At 54.4% G+C, this 22,854-nt stretch carries 18 protein-coding genes; 2 read left to right on the top strand and 16 right to left on the bottom strand.

Annotated elements, in window-relative coordinates:
• Positions 1-70: 70 nt before the first annotated feature.
• From trxA to rhaB, 13 genes are all read right to left on the bottom strand, one after another.
• On the bottom strand, positions 71-388 hold the full coding sequence (gene trxA, locus KI379_RS11295) for a thioredoxin (RefSeq protein WP_212968687.1): 318 nt from the start codon (positions 386-388) through the stop codon (positions 71-73).
• Positions 389-763 (bottom strand): MerR family transcriptional regulator, encoded by a 375-nt coding sequence (locus KI379_RS11290; RefSeq protein WP_145020275.1) that lies wholly within the window; start codon positions 761-763, stop codon positions 389-391. It lies immediately after the preceding gene.
• 79 nt (positions 764-842) lie between these two features.
• Positions 843-1,523, bottom strand: coding sequence for a serine/threonine protein kinase (locus tag KI379_RS11285; RefSeq protein ID WP_212983607.1), 681 nt, complete (start codon positions 1,521-1,523; stop codon positions 843-845).
• A gap of 210 nt (positions 1,524-1,733) precedes the next feature.
• The gene (locus KI379_RS11280; protein ID WP_212983606.1) at positions 1,734-3,809 is read right to left on the bottom strand and encodes a serine hydrolase domain-containing protein; all 2,076 of its coding nucleotides are present in this window, start codon (positions 3,807-3,809) and stop codon (positions 1,734-1,736) included.
• A 209-nt stretch (positions 3,810-4,018) separates the two neighbouring features.
• Positions 4,019-6,265, bottom strand: coding sequence for an FAD-dependent oxidoreductase (locus tag KI379_RS11275; protein WP_212983605.1), 2,247 nt, complete (start codon positions 6,263-6,265; stop codon positions 4,019-4,021).
• A gap of 4 nt (positions 6,266-6,269) precedes the next feature.
• Positions 6,270-7,115 (bottom strand): carbohydrate ABC transporter permease, encoded by an 846-nt coding sequence (locus tag KI379_RS11270; protein ID WP_076166330.1) that lies wholly within the window; start codon positions 7,113-7,115, stop codon positions 6,270-6,272.
• A gap of 23 nt (positions 7,116-7,138) precedes the next feature.
• Entirely contained in the window at positions 7,139-8,020 is an 882-nt protein-coding gene (locus KI379_RS11265; protein ID WP_212983604.1) for a carbohydrate ABC transporter permease, read from the bottom strand.
• A 349-nt stretch (positions 8,021-8,369) separates the two neighbouring features.
• On the bottom strand, positions 8,370-9,710 hold the full coding sequence (locus KI379_RS11260; protein WP_212983603.1) for an ABC transporter substrate-binding protein: 1,341 nt from the start codon (positions 9,708-9,710) through the stop codon (positions 8,370-8,372).
• 150 nt (positions 9,711-9,860) lie between these two features.
• A complete protein-coding gene (locus KI379_RS11255) occupies positions 9,861-10,610 on the bottom strand; it encodes a helix-turn-helix domain-containing protein (protein WP_212983602.1) in 750 nt (249 codons plus the stop codon).
• 119 nt (positions 10,611-10,729) lie between these two features.
• Complete coding sequence (locus tag KI379_RS11250) at positions 10,730-12,520, bottom strand: sensor histidine kinase (RefSeq protein ID WP_212983601.1); 1,791 nt, start codon at positions 12,518-12,520, stop codon at positions 10,730-10,732.
• Positions 12,521-12,759: 239 nt separating this feature from the next.
• Positions 12,760-14,034, bottom strand: coding sequence for a BNR-4 repeat-containing protein (locus KI379_RS11245; protein ID WP_212983600.1), 1,275 nt, complete (start codon positions 14,032-14,034; stop codon positions 12,760-12,762).
• A 515-nt stretch (positions 14,035-14,549) separates the two neighbouring features.
• A complete protein-coding gene (gene rhaA / locus KI379_RS11240) occupies positions 14,550-15,827 on the bottom strand; it encodes an L-rhamnose isomerase (RefSeq protein ID WP_212983599.1) in 1,278 nt (425 codons plus the stop codon).
• 36 nt (positions 15,828-15,863) lie between these two features.
• The gene (gene rhaB, locus KI379_RS11235) at positions 15,864-17,312 is read right to left on the bottom strand and encodes a rhamnulokinase (protein ID WP_212983598.1); all 1,449 of its coding nucleotides are present in this window, start codon (positions 17,310-17,312) and stop codon (positions 15,864-15,866) included.
• 253 nt (positions 17,313-17,565) lie between these two features.
• Between rhaB and KI379_RS11230 the strand changes: the two genes are divergently transcribed.
• Entirely contained in the window at positions 17,566-18,459 is an 894-nt protein-coding gene (locus tag KI379_RS11230) for an AraC family transcriptional regulator (RefSeq protein ID WP_212983597.1), read from the top strand.
• Positions 18,460-18,544: 85 nt separating this feature from the next.
• Here the strand turns inward: KI379_RS11230 and KI379_RS11225 are convergent, their stop codons facing one another.
• The 3 genes from KI379_RS11225 to KI379_RS11215 all read right to left on the bottom strand — a co-directional run bounded on the left by KI379_RS11225 (position 18,545) and on the right by KI379_RS11215 (position 22,325).
• A complete protein-coding gene (locus KI379_RS11225) occupies positions 18,545-20,263 on the bottom strand; it encodes a histidine kinase N-terminal 7TM domain-containing diguanylate cyclase (RefSeq protein WP_212983596.1) in 1,719 nt (572 codons plus the stop codon).
• A 200-nt stretch (positions 20,264-20,463) separates the two neighbouring features.
• Entirely contained in the window at positions 20,464-21,333 is an 870-nt protein-coding gene (locus KI379_RS11220; protein ID WP_076166370.1) for a sugar phosphate isomerase/epimerase family protein, read from the bottom strand.
• The gene (locus KI379_RS11215) at positions 21,333-22,325 is read right to left on the bottom strand and encodes a Gfo/Idh/MocA family protein (RefSeq protein ID WP_076166373.1); all 993 of its coding nucleotides are present in this window, start codon (positions 22,323-22,325) and stop codon (positions 21,333-21,335) included. The genes KI379_RS11220 and KI379_RS11215 overlap by 1 nt, the downstream gene beginning before the upstream one ends.
• Positions 22,326-22,629: 304 nt before the next feature.
• Here KI379_RS11215 and KI379_RS11210 point away from each other — a divergent pair, with 304 nt between their 5' ends.
• Positions 22,630-22,830, top strand: a complete 201-nt coding sequence (locus tag KI379_RS11210; RefSeq protein ID WP_076166375.1) for a hypothetical protein — start codon at positions 22,630-22,632, stop codon at positions 22,828-22,830.
• The last annotated feature ends 24 nt before the right edge of the window (positions 22,831-22,854 follow it).

Raw genomic sequence — 22,854 nt, 5'->3', positions numbered from 1 at the left:
CCGTGAAGGCGACAATCCACCCTTCTTACCGGGAAAATCGTCCAGCTTCGCTTACAGCTTAATCCCCATGTCAGCTATGCTTGGATACAACCTGCTCGTAAACGCTCTTCGGCCGAAGACCAACCAGCTTCTCGACAGCCTCACCATCGCGGAACACGATGACCGTCGGAACGGACATCACCTGATATTGGCTGGCGGTAGCAGGAGACTCATCGCAGTCCACCTTCAAAAAATGCACCTGATCCCCCATCTCTTCAGACAATTCATCCAGCATGGGGAGCAGCTTCTTGCAGGGAGGGCACCATACCGCTCCAAATTCCACCAATGTGGTTCCCTGGGATCTTATTTGCGACGTAAACGTCGTATCGTTAACCGCTTGAATACTCATTTAACCTTCCTCCTGACCGGATAGGGATCGTTCGAGCAGGATGGAATCGATGCGCTCGGTCAAATTGGCCCGGATGCTGGTCAGCACTTGAATCTGTTTATCGATCTCCTGAAGCTTTTGCTGGTAGATCGGCAGCACGTCTTTACAAAAGGCTTCTTTATTCTGCAAGACACACTGCAATATTCCGGATATTTCGTCTGTAGACAATCCAAGGTTCAAATACAGCTGAATGGCCTGCACCTGCTCGACCGCAAACGGGGTATATTCCCTGTACCCGTTCTCCTTTCGCAGCGGCGTAAGCAGCCCCTTTTGTTCATAATAACGAAGGGAGCGAATGCTAGCACCGGTCCGCTCCGCCAATTCTCCAATGTTCAAGGCTCCATCTCCTCCTTCCTGCACGGTTGGTCTTTATTGTAAACCCTGACACTAATGTGAGGGTCAAGAGGCAGGCCAATTAATTTTTTATAAAAAGCTTTCGTATGCGTTCGGAAAATTCCTGTAAATTAATGTTCAACGGATCGAGATGGTTATAAGCCGTCTTCACGGCTTCAATCAGCCATAAGGGGATCCTTTTGCCTTCCAGCAGCGGATACACGTTGTCATACGCCCATTCCAGATGCTCCCACCGCTTATCGTTTCCGCTCTGGACATATTCAGACACGTCAATGACTTTCCCGCGCCCGTCCTGAAGCAGCACATTTTTCAGATGAATGTCCCTTGGGTTAAGCCCTTTGCTCCTTACAAATGCACGAGCGGCATCCACATCGTCGATGACCTGCCTTGGCACCGGGATCCCATACAGGAGGCAATCATACAGAGTCATACCTTCTTCCCGGCTGATGACGACATAGCGTTCTCCTGACCCGTAAAACACAGGAAAAAACGGACTGTCTTCCAGCCGGCTGTAGACATGAATTTCCGCCTGCTTCTTTGGAAGCGCAGCTTCCGTGTATAGCTTATATGCATACGCTGGAAGCGGTTCGTATACAAACACAGCCGCGTCGGTTCCGATGCCGATACAGACTAAATCCTCCGATTCACCGGTTATCGCCACCGGCTCGTTGCTGCCTTGTTTCAGCACTTCCATTCGGGATAGAGCATGTTCGGCCTGCTTCCACTCTTCACTGTTGTTCATTGTTCGACCGCCCCCTGCGAGCTTAGGTTTTACTTATTCTACTGTATTTGAGCCGGGTAATCCAAGTGAATGGCAGCTTGTTGGTTACAGCCAGGATTTTGCTCCCTCTGTAATATAAAACCACCGCCCCTAAGTAGATGAAGGATGCGGTGGTTCTGCATTCAATGGCTTTGAAATGATGAATGGTGATAGCAGGTTACGTATTATACCTTACTTTTTATCAATTTTGACGTTGAACGAAGATCCGGCGTCTCCTGCGAAAACAACGGTTCCGTCCTTAGGCAGGACAACTTGGTTAGATCCGCTGACTTCACTCATATTTACGAGCTTGCCTTCGGCGTCATAAACGACGAATCCTCCTTCAACCGGAAGCTTCACCGTCATCGTTTTTCCGGCGGCTTGCTTCGGAACCGTGAACCATCTTGCATAACCATCGGCCTTGATGCTGACGGTCGATTGTTTGCCATGGTACAGCGGCTTCACCAGATCTTCGCTGACGAACACGCTGCCCGCGGCTTCCAGGTATTCGGCCCCGTCTTTTTTATAGAAGCTGTATTCCGACGTGTCCCGGCCGCCCATGCCCGGAACCTGAAGAACGCTGGCTGCCGTATTCGGTCCGGTAATTTTTTTGTCGTTCAAATACCCTTGGAAATCTTGGGCCCGCTTGATCTCCAGCGTAGGCTTCATCAAATACATGACCGACGTGTATTTTTCGTTCACCGGATAATAGGTTTTACCTTCACGCTGATCCCAAGCTTTGGCCGCGTCTTTCGTCAGCGGGTTGCTGTCCAGCTTTTGAGCCAGATAATGGGACAACGCGATTTGCCCAAGCTCAGGAACGCTGCTGTATTCCTGGACCCATAGGTAAGTCAAACCATTCTTTTCCTTCACAATGCTGACTTTCGCGGTACCCGCTTCGTTCACGAACGTTCCGTCCGAAGTGTACACATATTTCTCCGCAGGATACTCAGGTACATTCGGAACTGTGACGGACATCATTCCATCCTTCAAATCAACCTTGACCAGTTGATTGGTCGAGCCGTAATATCCGGCTTCCTTCTTCAGATCTTCCGGCATGCTGGCCGGAACCGGTTTACCGAATGATTTGTCCGGCTTAATCTCTTTGATCGTCCCTTTTTCTTTCAGCGCTTCCAGCAGAATCTGTGTCGCAAGGAGCTGGTTCGTCGAGCTGCTTCCGCCTGATGATACGACAGCCGCAGCCATATTCTGCTCCGGAAGGGCGATCAGCGAAGCGTGGTACAGAATCGTGTCCCCGCCTTTGACGACCGCTTTGATGCCATAATCGTTAAACGGATACAGCCTTACACTGTCCCAGCCCAGGCCATAATCAAAGGAATTGTCCGCATCTTTTGGCCACAATCCTTTTTTGTATTCAGGCTGACCCATAGCTTCAACCGACTTGGCGGACAGGATGCCCTGCTGTTGTCCGGTAAAGATTTGCGAGAACCGCGCCAAATCCTCCGCTGTGGAATAAATGCCTCCCGTTCCGATCACGTTCACCGTTTCGTTCGGCAGCTGCTGCTGAATGCCGGGATAATAGAGACCTGCCGTTTGGGAAGGATCCACCATATCCTGCGAAGTTTTGGTATTCTTCATGTCCAGCGGTCCGGTGAAATATTGATGAACGAAGGCAGTAAATTTCATACCGCTTACACGTTCCACCAAGATCTCTGCCAGCGTAAAGCCGTCGTTGCAATACACCGAGAAAGCGCCAGGATCGGCCTTTAAGCTTTGTTTGGACAGCTGCTCAAGCAGAGTGTCGTGCGCATAAGGGTCCGAGTCTTCAAACAAAAACGCATTATTCAGGCTGGAACCTTGAATCCCGGAGGAATGGTTCAGCAGCATGCGCGGGGTAATTTGCTTGTAACGCTCATCCTTCATTTTGAAATCCGGTATGTACTGTACAAGCGGGGTATCCAGGTTGATTTTCCCCTCGTCAACCAGTTTCATGACGGCGGCGGTCGTAAACATTTTACTCGTTGAGCCGATGCCGTACATCGTGCCGCTCGTTAGCGGAACCTTGCCCCCTTGATCATTCGTTCCGGTTTGGCCGGAAACTTGAATCTTCCCTTGGTCGATGAGCGCGTACTGCACGCTGATCGTCCCGTATTGCTTCGTGAGCAGTTCCGCTTTCTCTGCGGCGATTTGTTGAAGCCCTTTGGCGGCTGGAACCGTCGCTTCCGTGCCGGACGCCATTGCAGCGGTTGGAACCAGCGGGGTCAATGTCAGTGCGGCGGCCAGAAGCCATGCCATCCTTTTTTTCATGAATGAACCTCCTTTTGTTGGACTACTCGGTACTACGTTCATCACCCCGAATTTGGTTCAGTTTTCCAACAAAAAGGGAACATCGTCTCATACTGCGGTTCGACATAGGACCAACTATCTAGCTTGCGCTAACTCGAAAAGGCAGCCATCTTGGTGGATGGCTGCCTCAAACCGTACTTTTGCGATAATTGGTTCCGTTAACCTTCCAATCAATATACCCGAATCTCCACGAGTTCGGCGGCAGGGGCACCGTTCGTTTCTTCGATCACGAGGCGCAGCGCGTCGGCGGAAATGCGCTCATTCAAAGCGATCCGATTGCTTCTTCGCCGATTATCCTGAACACTGGCGATCGTGCTCCATTCCCCACGGATGCGTGCCTCGAGCCGGTATGACTTGACCAGTTCAGGAATGATTTCGAACGGTGTACGGTGATGATGCAGATTGATCAGGTCTTCGTTGACGTCATCGTTCCATGTCAGTCGCACCTCCTGCAGGGTGATTTCACTCTCCCATGTCAACTGCAGCCATACCTCGTCTTCCGGCCCAATCGAATCCGACGCCCACAGATTGGGTCCGCCGAATGGCCGCTTGTATCCGCCGATTGCCTTCGCCGGCGAATAGGCAGCGGTCGTACCCAGAACCTTGAAGCAGAACGGCTGCCGGACCAGCGCCTTCATGCTCCAGGCCACGACGGGCTGATTCTCGTCATGGTCCTCCAAATTAGCTGAAGCGTTCGGGACCGCCCCCTTTTCAAAAGCAAGAACGCCGGTAAGGGGTTCAGCCGCCCGGTACAGGCTAATGTCCGGATTCCCGCGGATGATGACAAAAGCATTCTGCGGCGTGTCCGGTGCCCAAGCCAGCGGAAGGGATATCCACTGCGCTTCGCCCTTGGAAACAGCTGCTTCGGCTTCAGCCACCTTTGTGCCGGGCACGTAGTTTTCCGGACGGCCGGTGTCCCACAACTCCACGGTCAGCCGGGTATCCCCGCTCGCGTCTACGAGCAGCTCCAGTCCCTGCATCCCCGGCTCCACCGGAAACAAAATTGCGGCATCCCGCTCCAGCCGGTAGGCTGAATGCGGTTTGGTGACGCCGATGCTGGCGCGGACCGACGAGGCCGATACCTTTGCCTGGCGGACGAGGTCCCGGTCGTCTTCATGCCGCAGGCCGATGACGGACGCATCCTGGCGCAGCAGCGTCTGCTGCAGCTCGTGCAGATGCGAGCGGTAAATGGCCCGCGGCGGCACGCCCTTCGCCGCGCAGAGCGCAGCGGCGGTTCCGGCCGCTTCCCCCATCACCGCGCATGTAGCCATGACGCGCGTTGTGCCAAAAGCCACGTGGGAAGCGCTGATGTTGCGGCCGGCGAACAGCAGGTTGGAGACGTTCGCCGAATACAGGCTGCGGAACGGAATATGGTAGATGCCGTCCGCGTGCATATGCTTGGAGCCGCTGGCTTCGGCATACATCCCCTGCGGCGGGTGCAGATCGATGGACCAGCCGCCGAAGGCGATGCGGTCAGGGAACGGTTCCTGCGCGATGATGTCATTCTGGTTCAGCACATAGTCGCCGACAAAGCGGCGATATTCCCTTTTTCCCGGAATGGAACCGACCCATTCCAGCGTCATGGCGTCGGCATCAAACCGCCCTGAATTTTTAATATAATCCCAGATCCCATAGATAACCGACCATAGTTCATCCCGGATGACCTCGTTGTCATGGACCGTGTCCAGTTCGCCTCCCCACTCGATCCACCAGTAATGGCAGCCCGAGTCGCCGCTGCGGATGACCCGCTTGATCGGAATCGGCGTCTGCGTAATGTCCTTGGCGAAAGAAGGCGGTACGAACCGGACGGGATGACCCGCGTCCTTCGTGTAAAACAACAGCGTACTGCCCAAGGTGATGCCGTCCGCCTCCTCCGGCGCCCACGCTTCCCCGTATTCACGGGAGGCTTCCCGGCCGATACGGCAGCGGGCGCCCGCCATAAAGCCGACAAGACCGTCGCCGGTACAATCGAGAAAGACGGGGCTTTCCATGCGGATGCGCCGCTCGGAGCCCATCATCCAGCCGGTCACCGACCGGATCGTCCGGTTCTCCTCCGGACCGTCCGCCTCGACTTCATGCACATCGGTGTTCAGCAGCAGCGTAATGTTCGGCTCCGCCCGCACCGCTTCCAGGATCACCAAATCCCACAGGTACGGATTGCCTTCCGGATTGCGGTACTGGTTCTCGACGAACAGTTCGCCCATGATGCCGGTCTCCCTAGCGTACCGGTTAATGCCATGCGCGGTCGCCCCGCACACCCACACCCGCACCTCACTGCTTGAATTGCCGCCGAGTACCGGGCGGTTGTTCACAAGCACGACCTGGCTGCCGAGCCTTGCCGCCGCAATAGCAGCACATACCCCGGCCAGCCCGCCGCCAATGACGGTTACGTCGCTTCGTATCGTCTCGGTTTTCATCCTCTCACCCTTTCACCGCAGAGTTGGTCAACCCTTGAATAATGTAGCGCTGGCCGATCGCAAACACGACGATCATCGGGATAATGCCTGCAGACGCCGCGGCCATCATGCCGTTATAGTCCACCGTATTTTCCAGGATAAAGTTCTGAAGTCCAAGAGGAATGGTGTACAGCCGCTCGTCGATCAAAAAGACCAGCGCGTTCTCGTAATCGTTCCACTGCCAGGAGAAATCGATAATGGCCAAGGTGGCCAGCGCCGGTTTGGCGAGGGGCAGTATGAGCCGGAAGAAGATCCGGAAATGCCCCGCCCCGTCGATAAAAGCCGACTCGGAAATCTCATGGGGAATGGAAAGGAAGAACTGGCGCAGCATGAATACACCGAAAATCGTAAACAGGCCGGGCAGAATCAGGGCGAGATGCGTATTATAAATGCCGGCCCACTCAAACATGATGAACTTGGGTACGAACAGTACCTGCGGGGGAATCATCATCATGGATAAATATAGCATGAACAACGCGTTCCTTCCCTTGAATTCGATCCGGGCAAAACCGTAAGCCGCAAACGCGGACAGGAACGTGGCGCCCGCCATGCCGATCAGGGCAATTTTTAGCGAATTCAGGTAGTAAGTACCGAAGCTTTTCGGTCCGGTCCACACTTTGAGGTGGTGTTCCCATGTCGGATGCGCGGGAATCCACTCGATCGGGTATTTGAATACTTCGGTCGGTGTTTTCAAAGACGTGCTGATCATCCATAGAAAAGGCATAACCATCACGATGGCCAGCGCCAGCATAATCAGCGTCACCAGCAGCCTGCCCGGCGTGCCGGCCAGCAGTCGTTTTTGGAGTTCCATGATGCTTCAGGCCTCTCTTTCTCTTAGTAATGAACCCATCGTTTTTGGCCGATCCATTGCATCACCGTAATGATCAGGATGATGATGAACAGCGCCCACGATATCGTGGCGGCGTAGCCCATGTCGTAGTACCGGAAAGCGTTCTGGTAGACGTACAGGGACAAGATGGTCGTGCTGTTCCCAGGGCCGCCCTGGGTCGTCGCCTGAATAATGCCGAACGTCTTGATCGTCATGATCATTCCGGTCACCAGCAGCAAAAACGTGGTGGGGCTGACGAGCGGCCAGATGATTTTGCGGAGCAGCTGTCCCGGCCGGGCGCCGTCAATCTTCGCGGCTTCCAGCAGCTCCGGCGATACCTCCTGCAGCGCGGCTAAATAAATGATCATGTTATACCCCATCAGGAACCAGATCCAAATGATGTCGATCGCAAACATGGAGGAGGTGGTCGTCGACAGCCATCCGGGAGGATGATCGATTCCGATGCCGCGGAGAAATCCGTTGATCGGCCCCTGTTTCGGCTGGAACAGCAGCATCCACACAAACGCGACGGCCACCCCGCTCGTAATGTACGGCATAAAGTACAGGGCGCGCAGAAGCTTTTTCAAGTAGATCCGCTGGTTCAGGATGACCGCGACGACAAAGCCGAGCGCGATGGACACCGGCACCGCCACGAGGAACAGTACGGTGTTCTTCAAGGACAGGTAAAACAGCTTGTCGTGCAGCATCCGGGTTACATTATCGAGACCGACGAACCCGACCTTGGGATTCATGAATTTATAATCCGTGAAGACCAAGCCCAGGGAGTATACGGCCGGTATGAGAAAGAACAGCAGCACGCCGATCATGCTGGGCCCGATGAAGACGTAACCCAGCCTGCGCTGCCTTCTCATCCAATGGTTGTTCATGCGTTTCGCCTACTTTCATATTTTTGATGTCCTCAGTCTAGCAAGCCGGGACGTTTCGCAGAAGGAACAAAACCATCGTCTTCATATCACAAAATGATGCAAAAAAAAGCGCCTCGAGGACGACTCGCTGCGCTTGTTCATCAAATCGTTCTATCGATAATCGGGAAATCGGATCCATGTAGGGGCAATTGCATGAAGTTTCCACCGATCGCTGTTGTTCGCCGTTTTTGTTCTCCCTTGCCTCGGCACTTTTTTTGCTTTGATCCAAGTATCCAGAATGCGCAAGGGACAGCCAATAGACTTGGCCATCCCTTGTGTTCAAATAGCGTACCACCTTCGAGGCAATAGGTCACTGCTGCGGATTGGATTTTAAATATTCGTCATGGCGTTTCACCATGGCCGCCACCGTCGCGTCCAGGTCCTGGGACCCCAGGAAGTACTTCTCATATTCCTGCGAGCGCAGATCCATAACCTCCTGCGGAACAGTACGGACGAAGGTCGGCGTCTTGTTGTCAAACATGACGTACATCAAGGATTCCTGATCGTAGGTGTCCCCCTTGTCTCCCAGCATACTCTTCAGCGCCGTATCCTGATCCGCATCCTTGGATGCAGGCAGACGCCCGCCCGCTGCCATCGGTGCCATACCGCCGTCCGCGTACCATTTCAGGAACTCCCACGCTTCCTTCTGATACTTGGACTTGGCGTTAATCGATATATAATCGCCCAGTCCGCCGCGGGTCACGTAGTTTGCGGCGTCTTCTTCCAGCCGCGGTACCGGTGCAAACGCAATTTTGAAATCGCGCGGATAATCGGTAAAGTTGTTGGAGCTGCGGAGCAGCCAGGCCCCGATGTTCAGCATCGGCACTTCACCGCTGAGGAACATTTGCTCGACCGGCATTTTGGACGTCAGCTGCTCGCCGAGCGGAGGCGTCGTCTTGTCATCCTTCATCATGCCATACAAGCTTTCCAGCCATTTGCGCACGAGCGGATGATCCAGGTTGGAGCTGCCGTCCGCCTTGGTATAGCCTTCTTTGGCAAGCACGGAGTCGATCGGATCGACAAACGGCTCGGTATTCTGGATAAAACCGTAGCCTTCGCCTTTCTTCAGCTTCTTGGCGTATTCCCTCATCTCATCCCAGGTCCAGTCCTTCGGAACCGGGAGGTTGGCTGCATCCAGGGCATCCTTGTTCAGCGCGACGAAAAAGGAGCTTTTTGTCGTCGGTACGCCATAATATTTGCCGTCGATCTTCCAGCCGGCCGCTTCGGGCCCCATTTTCTCATCGATATTATAGTCCGTGAATGCGCTCAGGTCAGCCGCAGCCCCCGAAGCAACCCGTTTTGACGCCTGGGAAGCGGAATAGTTGACGAAGAGATCGACATCCTGTCCGGTCATAATCGCCGTATCCAGCTTCAAGTTGCCTTCATCGTCATTGACAAAGCGCACATACTCCACTTGAATATCCGGGTGATCCTTATTCCAGGCATCCACCACCTCTTGCGGACCGGCCTCCGGCGGAACCCCGCCCCACATTTTCAGTTTGACGGCGCCGCCTGAAGCGGACGAAGCGGCTTTTGTACTGCCCGCCGCCCCCTCGGCATCCCCCTTACTGCCGCCGCCGGAGCAGCCCGATACCACGCCCGCGATCAGCGCCAGCGATACGAATCCCGCAAGCCAACCTTTTTTTCTCAATTGAAGCCCCCCGTATCAAAATGAATTGTTTGTTGCAGCTCAAGGATAGCAAAGCGGCGGGCCCCGCCGTAAGTAACAGAATCATGATTCCCATGGAACAGAAATACGCAGTTCGGCGGCTCGCGACAGATACTGAATATGCATTTTGTTCTATTGCTTCATCCGGTATTGGCTCGGGGTCATCCCCGTCATCCGTTTAAAAATTTTAATAAAATAGTTGTCGTTCATAAAACCAACGTTCTGGCAGATCCGATTGACCGGAAGGTCCGTCGTCGTCAAGTATTCGATGGCCTTCTCGACCCTCGTCCGGTGCAGATAATGGATCAAGGTCTCCCCGGTTTTCTTTTTAAACAAGGCGCTGACGTAGTTTTCCCCCATCATGACATAACGGGCGAGCGATTTGAGCGTGATGTCCTGATCGTAGTTTTGTTCGATATACTCCATAATTTTGTTCACTTCCGGGTGCGTAATCTTCTCCCGGGCCGCCGGCTGCCGAACCGGACGTTCAACTTGCGGCTGCCGGGCAGACAGCTCCCTGCTCACTTTGGACAGCGTCTCCCGTAGATCCTTCACACTCATCGACAGCTTCAAAATATAGTTGGAGGCACCGTATTCCATCGCTCGGCGCATGGATTCAAAGTCCCCGATGCAGGTCAGCATGACGAACTTGGACCCGATGCCGGCTTTCCGCGTTTCCTGCAGAAGTTCAAGGCCGTCCATCTGCGGCATAACGATATCGCACAGCACCAGATCCGGCGGGTCGTTCATGATTATCGGTAACGCTTCCAACCCATTGCTCGCCTCGCCCGCAAGCGTAAAGCCCATCTCCTCCCACCGGATGATCTCCTTGACCGACTCCCTCACGAAGGTTTCGTCTTCAACCAGCAGCACTTTCCACATGCGCGTTCACTCCTTAACAGCTAGATAGAAGGAACCAAAGAAAGTCACAGCTCAGACTTAGAACAATTGCACATTCCAAGAAATCAGCCGGACCAACATTTTAGTTCCATTTAGATCGTTCATGATATCGATTGACGCGTATTCTCGTAGGGCTCGGACAGCAGCACGGGCAGGTGCATCCGGCACAGCGTACCCTGCTCAAGCGGGATGACCTCAAGCTCCCCTTTGTCCTTGAACAAAAGGCGCAGCCGCTCCCTCACATTTTGCAATCCGATGCTCGGACGCTTGCGGGCTTCGCCCTGATTTTTGCTGGACTGATCGATGCCGATGCCATTGTCTTCGACTTCCAGAGTGAGCCGGTCCTGCAGCAGCGGGCTGCGCCCCATCCGGATCAGAATCCGTCCGCCTTCGGCCATATTGCCGATGCCGTGCTTGATTGCATTGTCCACCAAGGGCTGCAGGCTCAGCTTCGGCACCAGCGCATACACCAGCTCCTCATCATAGCTGAACTCCACTTGAAAGCGGTTCCCATATCGCACCTGCTGAATATAAAGAAAGGCGCGCGTAAGCTCGATTTCATCCCGGAGATGAATCAGGTCCACGTCGGAGTTGAGGCTCGTTTCGAGCAGCTTTCCGAGCGACAGGCAGATCTCGACGGTTTCTTCGCTACCGCTCCGCAGGCCGATCCACTTGATCGTATTCAGCGTATTCAGCAGGAAATGGGGGTTCATCTGCGCCAGCAGCATCTGAAAATGCACCGCATCCTTCTGCCGTTCTTCGGCCCGCAGCCGCTGGACCAAACCATTCATATCGACCATCATCGTGTTAAACGTCCGGGTCAGTTCCAAAATTTCTCCCTTGTACCGCTTCTCAGGCAGCCGGATCCGCAAATCCTTGCGGACTGCTTCCTTCATCTTGATCTGCATATGCGACAACGGCCTTGTAAACGCATGGGCAATCATGAACGCAACCGCAATAAACGCGGCGGTAATGGCATAAAAGGTTACAAAGTATTGCTTCTTCAGCGTTTCGATTTCCCGGAACAGCAGATGAAGCGGTATTCGATCCACCAGATACCAATCCAGGGAAGACAAATAGCTGTAATTCACCAGCGTGTCGGACTGCTGATCCGTCCAATGACCGCTCTGCGGCATGTCTGCGATTTCTTTGACGGCTGCGGCAGACAATGACGAATCGGGAATCGACCTTGCGATCACCTCACCGGTACGGGTCATGATAAAGTAGGCTTGATCGCTTTCGGATTTTTGCAGCATGGATTGAAACCAGAAGGAAAAATCGATGCTGATGCGTGCCAAGCCGTAAGCCTTGTTGCTCCGGTCGCGCAGTTCGGCGTACAAAGACAGCAGGCTCGGGCTCTTACTGATGTCACGTGACACGTAATTGGCCTCGTCGGACACCCAGAGATAAGAGGACTTGGATTCCTTAAGCGCCTTAAAAGATGCGTTAGATGCAATCTGGTTGTAATTCAGGGAAGTATTCGGCGGATAGGATGTATACACATGGCCGCTGTTGTCGAGAAGCGTGAAATAAACGGACGGATTGTACAGGAAAAAGCTGTTGTTGAGCCCTTTGAACTTGTCCTCCATGATCTCTTTGTTATCCAGGACCGACCGTTCCTCCGGCTTCTGCAGAATGCGCCTCACCTCGGTGTCCTGTTCCAGGAAAATCAGCGTCTTGAACGCAATGCTGAGCTGATCCTCGAGTGACCGGTGCAGATTGTCCAGCTGCTCGTGGCTCTGCTCGCTGATTTTATTTTGGACAAGCGATTCGATTTTCTGGTAATTGTACAAATTCAGCACGCTGAACGGAAGCAAAATGACGAGCGCAAACAGGGCAAACAACCGGTATTTCAGCTTGTGGGGAATGAGGTGACCGAGCCATTTCCGCATAACGAGAACTCCTTTTTTACACTTGGTGCTCCCATTATATCTCACACGATGTCCCTAGATAACAAGGTTTGTTTAAGAGCGTAAATTTGTAGTGTGCAGCCCTGAAAAAAGCATCAAATCGTTCTATTGACACGCCGCTGTTGGTCCTGCCGGTTAACGAAAAAAGAACCGCACCCTCATGCGGTCCTTCAGGAGATTTATACGTATAATTTGATCTCGCTTTCAGCAAGATCGCAGGCTCAGTTTCTACCGTAATACAGCTTGCGGTTCGTGACGTCCACAAGGTACATAATATCGACGCCGTTTTCATTGCGCTCCACGCTAAGCCGCTCGATCGGCTTGCCTGGCGCGATGGACGTTTGGCTCCAGCCCCCGCCCGTCGGTGCGGCCATAAATGCGCGGTCCGTACCGCTGCTCTTGGCGTAGTACACCCGCGGCACCGAGCCGGCCCATGTAATATCAATGGCTGCCTTGGTCTCGGAAGCGTTATACACGGTTTGCAGGTTCCAGCCGTCGACTCCATAGGATGCATACTTCACGGAAAAGGTCGTGCTGCCTTCCTCCCGGTAGCGGTAGGCTGCGACGGGATTGCCGGACGAATCGACGGCCAGTTTGGCGCTCTGCACACCGGGGCCACCGGGGTCACTTCCCGTCTGAACATACGCTTCGGTCGGGGCGAGCGGCTGGATGATATCGGCGGTTCCCGGCGTCAGCGGCAGGGAAACGGCGCTGCCGTCGGCCTTGGTGAAGCTGCCTGTCGATGGGCTGTATTTGACGTAAGACAATTCATGCCGCAGCGGACTGGCTGCAAATGCGGACCACTCGAACAAAATGTGAAGGTCGCCGTTCGCATCAAAAACAAGATCATCAGGGTAGAACGATTTGTTCAAGGACGAGCCGATCACGGCCACCTTGGACCATGTGGAAGCCGCGTTATCCCACCGGAACAGCTGCCCTGACCGGTAGCCGGCGGCGTCTTCGCCGGACCGGATCAACAGGTATACGTCTCCGTTCGGTGCCGTGGTCAAGACGGGATAGGTGCCTTTAAACGTGGAAGGCGTTGGCATATCGGCGGAATGGTTTTGCGGCGCGCCCCCTACCGTGTCGGACCGGAAATAATGCCATGCTTCGTGGTGCATCGAAGCGAACACGTGAAACCTGCCGCTCCCGTCCCGCGCGATCGAGGGCTGATTATGTCCCAAATCATCGCTGTATTCTGCAACCGAGCTTCCGTTCATGACTGGAATATTGGACCATCCTCCGTTCCCGTCCCGCCTCGCGATATATACTTTATGCGTTGACTCGGCGCTTCCCGGCGCGTTATACGCCATGTAGGCGTACTCCAATCCCGTTCCATACGTTTCGAGGGGCGTCCACCAACCCGCTTGGTTGCTTGAATCCATGGCATATGGCACCTCGGTCAATGCCGCGTCAGCGCTGCCCATCCCGGACGGCAGGAGTGTAGCCAGCATCAACGCCGCCGCTCCGGTTTTCCACGGTCTTCCTTTTTTCATATCTTCAGCCTCCTTTAGGTAAAGTAACCCCTTCATATGCCTGAAGCATGAGACTATATCCTGCCCACAATATAAAGCGCTTTCAAATTGTCAGAACGCTCATGCGCACGGTTATCGTAGCACGAGGCCCAACCCCCGTGTCATACACAAATTGATGCATCCCATAGAACAAATTCACGTCTTTTCATCCAGCCGGAAACAGATACAGAACGAATTAGCAGTGCGCGGATATCCCATTAATACGGTCAAGCCGCTTGTAGGACTAAACTTAGCAAGATGTATGATGCGAAAATAATTCTGCCCTGCCAGGCCAGACGATACGGTTATTGCCGACGTAAAAAAACGTCTATCGACGTACTTTCAAAGAAGACAGACCGCGTTTAAAGGTAATTTTTCTTGCAATATCAGGAAGCCATCGCCCTGGAGTTTATACTTTCTGGTATTATAAAAAAACGACGCCGGATGCGGCGTCGCTACTGTTATTTAAAGCACTTCATTCTAAGCAATGCCAGAAATTAAGAGTTCTGAACCAGGCTGTATCTAGCGGATAACACTTGCTCCTCATAGCGTTTCACTTCATGCAGCCACTGCTCACGTACAGGCACGCCCTGCGAAGCGCAGTAGTAATCCCACACGGCCCCGAAAGGGTAGGATTTGAACTCCTCGGTCAAAGCCAGCCGTGAGGTGAAATCGCCTGCAAGCTCGATCCTTTTCAGCTCATCCACCGGTTCCAGCATGGCCCGGAGGAGCGCTTTGATCGTATTGCGGGTGCCGATGACCCATGCTGCAATATGATTGATGCTGCCGTCAAAGAAATCCAGGCCGATGCTCGTTCTCGGCAGCAAATCACCCCGGACCAGCTCGCGGGCGATTTCGAGCAGCTCATCATCCATCGTTACGACATGATCGCTGTCCCAGCGCACGGGACGGCTGACATGCAGCAGCAAATGTTCGCTGAACATCAGGATGGACGTCAGCTTGTTGCTGATCACTTCAGTCGGATGAAAATGCCCGGCATCGAGGCAGACCGCTTTCCCCCGCGACAGCGCGTAGCCCATATAAAATTCGTGCGAACCCACAACGTAGCTCTCGGAGCCCAAACCAAACAACTTGCTCTCCACCGCGTCGATGTTATACGACGGATCGATCTCTTCGCTGAAAATCTCGTCAAGCGAATCGCGCAGCCGCTGGCGCGGTGACAGGCGGTCGACCGGCGTATCCTTGTACCCGTCAGGTACCCAGCTATTGGTCACGCAGGGCTGACCCAGCTCGCGGCCGAAATGCTCGGCAATCTTGCGGGATGCCTTGCCGTGGCGGATCCAGAACTGGCGGATTTCCTCATCCGCATGGCTGAGTGTAAAACCGTCGGCCGCTTTCGGATGGGAGAAATACGTAGGATTGAAATCCAGACCGAGTCCCTGATCTTTGGCCCAATCGACCCAACGCTGAAAATGGCGGGGCTCGAGCTCGTCAAGGTCAACCTTCTCTTCAGTGTCCGCATATATCGCATGGAGATTTACTTTATGCTTGCCGGGGATCAAGGACAAGGCTTTCTCCAGATCGTCTCTCAGCTGATCCGGTGTGGCGGCGCGTCCCGGATAACTGCCGGTTACCGCAATTCCTCCGCTAAGCTCCGCGTCTCTGAACAGAAAACCTCGCACATCGTCCCCCTGCCAGCAGTGGAGCGAAATTTTAATTTGCGCCAGCTTTTCCAGCGCCTGGTCGACGTCGATCCCATGCTGGGAATATAGCGTTTTGGCATCCTCATAGCTCTTCCGAATTTGTTGATCCATGTTACTTGCCTCCCGAAAATTGGATTTGGTAAATGATCATTTCTTCACGATCCTATTCCAGCGTTCCTTCACGCCGGCCGCGAGTGTGCCCGGTATATAGCGGGTCACTTCAAAAGATTCGGCAACGGTTCTTCTGGCTTCGTGAATATCGCTGAACACTCCAGTTTGGATCATTTGGACCATCAGGTTGCCGAGCGCCGTGGATTCGACGGGGCCTGCGCAGACCTCCCGGCCGGTGGCGTCCGCCGTCAGCTGGCAGAGCAGTTCGTTTTTCGCTCCGCCGCCCACAATGTGCAGGACTTCGACGGGTTCTCCGGTCAGCGTTTCCAGCTCATCCAAGTACGTGCCGTAGCTTAAAGCCAAGCTGTCGAAGATGCAGCGTGCCACCTGGGCCACCGACTCCGGAACCTTCTGCCCGGTGTCCCTGCAAAAGCGGCGGATCTCCTCCGCCATATCCGGCGGATTTAGGAACCGGTCGTCATTGCAGTCGATCAGACTGCGGTAAGGCTCGCTCTGCTCCGCCATTTGAACCAGCTCAGCAAAGCTGTACCGGTCTCCGCTCTGCCGGCGGACTTCCTGTATTAACCAGAGGCCAGTAATATTTTTCAAAAAACGATATGTTCCGTAAGCGCCCCATTCATTGGTGTAGTTCGCTGCCATCGTTTCCTTCGTGTTCAGGGGCTGATCCCGCTCCACGCCCAGAAGGGACCATGTACCGCTGCTCAAGTAGGCCCAGGAACTCCCCTCACGGGCGGGCACTCCAAGCACCGCGGAAGCGGTATCATGGGTTGCCGCAACGACTAGGCTGCATAACGGCAAATCGTACCGCTGCTGAAGTGCCGGGTCCAGCCCTCCAAGGGGGGTTCCCGGCTCGGTCAGCGCGGCAAACTGTTCCCGCCGCATCCCGAGAATGGACAACAGCTCTGCATCATAATCCCGGCTCTGCAAGTTCAGCAGCTGGGTGGTGGACGCGTTGGTCACTTCGTTGATCCGCCTGCCTGACAGACGGAAATACAAATAATCCGGTACGAGCAGAACCTGGTCTGCCCGTGCCCGTTCTTCCCGGTCATGTGCAAACAGCTGGTAGATCGTGTTGAACGTCAGCTGCTGGATGCCTGTCTTCTCATACAGGGCTTCGCGGGAAATCAGCTTTTCCAGCTCCGCCGGGGCCGAATCCGTCCGCCGGTCACGGTACGCATAGACTTCCCTAAGCCTCCTGCCTTCCCGGTCGACCAGTGCATAATCCACCGCCCAGGTATCGATCCCCAAAGTACAGGAATCGACGCCGGCCTTTTTGGCTGCCTGCAGCCCTGCAACGATTTGCTCCAGCAAATGCTCGATATCCCAATACAGAGAGCCGTCCAGCTCACGGAAGCCGTTGTCGAATCGGTGGATTTCCTCCAGCGTCAGCTTGGAATCCTTCAGCCTTCCGAGAACGAGGCGCCCGCTTGATGCCCCGATGTCAACGGCGATATGAGCATCCATACCTCCATCCCCTTTCTGTACCAAGTTCGTCCTCTTTCATGGAAACGCTTTCGAATCACACTGCCATATCAGGAATAGATTCTGCCGCCAGCCTTTCGGCTGCTTCCATACACCTTGTCGCGGAACATTTCCAGCGTTCCATAACCAGATCTTGTTCTATCCTCCTATTTATCATAAAATGATTAACACCCCGGGTAACTTAGGTGAAAGCGACATTTTACCCGGTAATTCCGACATAGCGAGGATAATCATCATGCCTAAGCGTACGGTAAGGCTGCTGAGCGGAAGGGAGTATTTCAACAATTGGGATGACTTCTCGATTTTCGTAAACCGCAACGCCGAGTCCTATGAGTTAACCGAACATCACCATGATTTTCTGGAAATGAGTTATGTCAGTGAAGGAACCGGGTATCACCATACAGGCGATGAGGTCATGTCCGTATCTGCGGGGGACCTGTTCGTCATTCCGATCGGCGCTTCGCATGTGTTCCGGCCGGGGTCAACGGCCAAGGACCGTCAGCTGATCGTGTATAACTGCCTGACTTCCATGGAGAATGCCACCAAGATTTTGGAAATGGTGCCTGGAGGCGATGAGCTTGGAAGGCTTCTGGCTTTTAACGAAATCATGCACTACCGCGACCGTGACGGCGAAGCCAAAGGCTGGTTTGAACGGCTCTATCGTGAGTATTCGGTGGAACGTACCGGAAGGGAAACCGCCTTGTACGCAGGCATGCTTCAGCTGATGATCTGCATCATCCGGATTCACGAAGCCGCGGTGGAAGGGGCAGCGCCGCCTACCGTAGGTATGGACCATGTGCTGTCTATGCTTCATGGCCATTACAGCCGTCCGTTTACCGTAGAGGAGCTTGCCGGTGAGCTCGGGATTGGGGAGCGGCAGTTTCAGAGGCTGTTCGTCAAACATACCGGACTCACACCCATCAAGTATCTGCAGCGGATCCGGATTCAGGAGGCTTGCCGCCTGCTCCGGTCAAGTCACCGCCGGATTCACGATATCTCAGGCGCCGTAGGGTATACGGACATCGCGTTTTTCAACGGGCTCTTCAAGAAGATTACCGGCATGACGCCAAGGGAATACCGGCAGTCACACGCATCCATAACGAGGACGGCCGCCGGAACGGAAGATTAGTGTAACCATGTAATATTCATATACACTATGCATATACACAAATAAAGCCAGCCCCAAGGGGCTGGCTTCCTTCATGCAATATTGTTCAGGACATTTCCGCGGCAATCCGCACCGTGTCTCTTCCGGCCCGCTTGGCATCGTACAGCGCCCGGTCGGCCATCTTCAGCAGCCGCCGCAGCTCGGCATCCGGCCAATTGCCTCCTCCTATAGGGAGCACTCCCGCGGATGTGTCTTCCATCCCCGCTGTAAGACCTCCATCACGGACCCAAGCTGACGACGGGCCAGTCTCGCCCGCCTCCGCGCTCGCCGCTGCTTCCATTCTCGCCAAGCCCGCCGCAGGCAAGCCGGCGGCACCAAAGCTTGCCGTCATCGACAGTGGGCCGCCCACTGTCTCAAGCGGCTGCAGGGCAAGGCTGGCGCGTATGCGCTCCGCTGCTCCGGCAGCCTCTACCGGGCTGAGCCCCGGAAGGGCGACCACAAACTCCTCGCCCCCGTACCTGCCAAACACATCCTCGGGTCGCAGCTGCTCACGGCATACCTCGACGATGTGCATCAGGGCGTCATCGCCCGTATCATGCCCGAACTCATCGTTGATCCGCTTGAAGTGATCGATGTCGAACAGCAGCAGCGACATTGGCTCCTCCTGTTTCAGGCAGTCGTACAGCAGGCCGCTGGCCAGCTTCATAAAATGGGCACGATTGTAAATCCGCGTCAACCCGTCATAGTAAGCCAGCTGGCGAAGCTCTTCCTGAAGACGCGCTTTCTCGGTGACATCGATCAGCACGATCAGCCGTCCGGCCGGCTGCCCGCCCTGATTGCGGATGACAGACGTCCGGATTTGATAGTTGAAGTCCCTCTCTCCAATATGCCAGTTCAATTCCTGAATATCCGCTGCTGAACCGCTATCCGTATCCGGATCGTAATGAAGCAGCGGTCCACCGGCGTGCTTTTCCCACAGCCCTTCCAGCGGCTCCCCGATGGACGAGACGCCGAGCTCTGGAATCATGGCGCCGGCGGCAGGGTTGTAATCGACCAGCCGGTTGTCCCTGTCGAGTACCAGCACCCCGTCACGCATGCTGGCAAACAGCTTGTCCCGGGCAATCGGAGCGACGTGAAATAATCCTTTGGACACAAGCGCCCATAAGTAAAGCGCTGAAGTCACCGTCATGATCACCGGGATCGGATCCATCCCTTCAGGGGTTAGACCGCCCAGGTAAAGAAAGTCTCCGGCTAGCGGCAGCACCAGGCCGATCAGCATCGTGCCGAGCTGAAAGCGGTAAGAAGGCATTCTCCGCCAGTGCCTCAGCAGAAGCACGACACCGCCGATCATGCAGCCGAACGTGTAAGCACCTTGAATAATATACCAGGGACCCCCCACCACGTCCGCCTTAAGGCTGGACCCGCCTGCCCGCAGGACAATGTCGCGGTAATAGAGGTGATGCCAATCGTTCGTCATGACCAGCAGCAGTGTGACCGCGGGAATGATGAACATGGTTATCTTGAGGCGCCTTCCCAAATAACGCTCCATACCGAGATAGGACATAATGATGAGCAGATTCAGCGGAGGCAGAAACGGCATGCCCAAGTATTCGAACTTGATCCAGAACTTGATTTCTTCGAGCGAACCGCTGGCAAGTTCAAGCGCGGACCCGAACGTATAAATGGCTGCCAAAAGGCTGAACGCAAAAAAGGTTCTCACCATGGTGAGCTTGGACCTTCCCGACAAGGCATATAAACCCATCAGAAGATTTAACACACCGGCGGATACGATCAGAGTCAGGACAGCGGAGTAAGGTGTTCCCATAAGGTTGCAGGCTCCAAATCATGTGTGGTTAGCCGGAGCCGTCGCGGTCCGGTCATTGTTATCCCGATGTTACCACAGGAAATAAGGGCAAGGATACAGAAAAATAATCATCCCGCCATACGAGATGGCGGGATGATGACGGGATTGAATCCCCTGGATGCCTTTCATTCAAGACAGCCATATATATATGCCGGTCCAAATCATTTAAAATACTGAGCCAAATGTTCGGCAGCTTTCACGATCCCCTGCCGCTCCGCCTCGATCGATCCCCAGAACCGGTGATCTTCGAGCTCGATACTTACCGCTCCCTGATAACCAAGCCGGTCAAGCCTTACGGCAACCTTGCTCCATTCCACTTCACCATGCCCAGGGATCGTATAGCGCCATGACCCTTCGGAGAAGCCATACTTCTCCCCAAAGGTTGCGGGGATGACGCCGCACTCGTACAGTTCATCGTGCAAAATTTCCGTATCCTTGCCGTGGCAGTGAACGACTCGGTCACCGAATTCGCTTAAAGCGCGGAGATAATCAATGCCCAGCCGGACCAGGTGGGAAGGATCATAGTTGAGCCCGAAATGCCGCGAAGGGATCGCTTCGAACATCGCTCTCCACATTTCCGGCGTACATCCCAGCGTCGGATAATACGGCGCCGGGCCGGGCCAGCCCTCGATCGCCATATAAACGCCCTTCTCCTCAGCATGGCGGACCAGTTCCGGAAACGTATCCTTCCAGATAGCGAAGCCCTCCCTGCGTGGGAGCGTATGGTCTTCCGGGACGAGACACATAAACATGACGCTGCCGCCGAGTTCCGAAATTCCTTCCATTTGCTGTTTTACTGAGGTCACAGCCGCCTCTCTTACAGAGTCGTCGCGGCTGAGAAGCTTTGCCGTCTGCTGGGCATCGACCGATCCGATCCCGATGCCGGCCTCCTCGCACGCCTGCTTTACTTCCGGAGTCAGCTGCGGAACATCCAGAATATCGAGTCCGGCTTCTGCTGCCCACAGAGCCGTTTGCCGGATACCTTCCGCACCGATTTTGGGTGGTATCCGCATTCCGATAGGATTGCTCATTAGACGTTTTCCTCCTCTGTTATCGATGCGGCCTGCGGGACATAGCCTGCCGCCTGGTAGATCATCTCGGACAGCTTAACAACCTTCAGGGCGAATTCTCCAGGCACCAATACTTCATGCCGTCCCAAAATCGCGTCGATGAAGCTTTTGTCCTGATTCGTCGTCTGCTCCGGCAGATCAGGGACGATCGGTTCCTGCTTCAGCCGCCGCAGCGTGATTTTTCCGTTGTCATAGAAGATACCGCCGTCCTCGCCGCAGAACACAAAGGTTTCATGCCAGCAAGGTGCATAGCCGACCAGATTCAATCCAGCCACAGCGCCTTCCGCAAACCGGATCGAGGTAAAGGTATCGATCTCGACCGGCGCACCATGCATATGCAGCTGCGGTTTGACGTCTACCGGCGTCAGCCCGGTGGTCCAGAGCAGCACGTCGATAATGTGGCTGCCGGAATCCATCAGGAAGCCGCCCCCGGAGAGCGCCGGGTCTTGCCGCCAGGAACCGGGCGTCCCCTGTCTCCATTCCTGATACAGCGAAGCGGTAACCGAGGTGACCTTGCCGATGACGCCGCTCGCAATGGCATCCCTTATGTACAGGAACTCAGGTTGAAAGTGGCGCTGATACGATACCTGCAAAATTTTCCCCGCCTGCTCGGCGGTATGAATCAGCAGCTCGGCCTCGGCCGAAGAGCAGGTCATCGGCTTCTCGATCAGAACATGCAGACCGCTGCTGAGCACATCCTGCGCCTGCTGAAAATGCTGGGTGTGCGGTGAACAGATCACGACCGCGTCCAGCTCTGCCTGTGCCAGCATGTCCTCGTAATTCGAATACTGGCGGGCTTCGCGAAGCTCGAATTTTTCCACAAATGCATTCCGATTTTTGTCACTGGTGTCCGTCAAAGCTGTAATTTGAACCTCCGGTAGTTCCAGCAGTTGTCTGGCATGCCAAGCGGCGATGCCTCCCGTGCCGATGATGCCTACGCGAACTTTGCTCATGTACACAGCCTCCTCAATAAAATACGGTACAGTAAGGATACTTCCATACGGCTTGCCGGCTTCATCTCAGCAGTATTTTATGTCATCCCCATTATAGAAATGAAAGCGCATCCGAACAATGCAATATAACGACAACTTGACGGCCGTCCTGTCACGATTTCACAGAAAGGCGGCACTTTTGAAACTGAAGCTATTACTTCTGTCAGCCGCTTATTTTCTAAACGCTCGATGATAAGCGGATATAATAGCTCCGATATGGAAAAAGCTGAATTATACTCATTACAAGGACAAAGGAAGCTGGCCCATGGATATACATGCGATTAACAGCTGGATCAGGCAGCTCGCCCACAATTACTTTTTGATCGTCATCGCCGCGGTCGTCTTTTTTCTGTTCAAAGCGGTGCTCGGTTATTTAACCTACCGCCATTACGATAAGAAGCTGGAAGCATTAAATCGTAAGCTGGACAGGTTAACGGATGAGCTGGGCAAAATCAAACGCGATTGACGGCAAAGCACCGCCAGCTTCTAA

This window comes from Paenibacillus cineris (genome assembly GCF_018333335.1).
Lineage (GTDB): Bacteria > Bacillota > Bacilli > Paenibacillales > Paenibacillaceae > Paenibacillus_AQ > Paenibacillus_AQ favisporus.
This window is presented reverse-complemented; position numbering and strand designations above follow the sequence as displayed.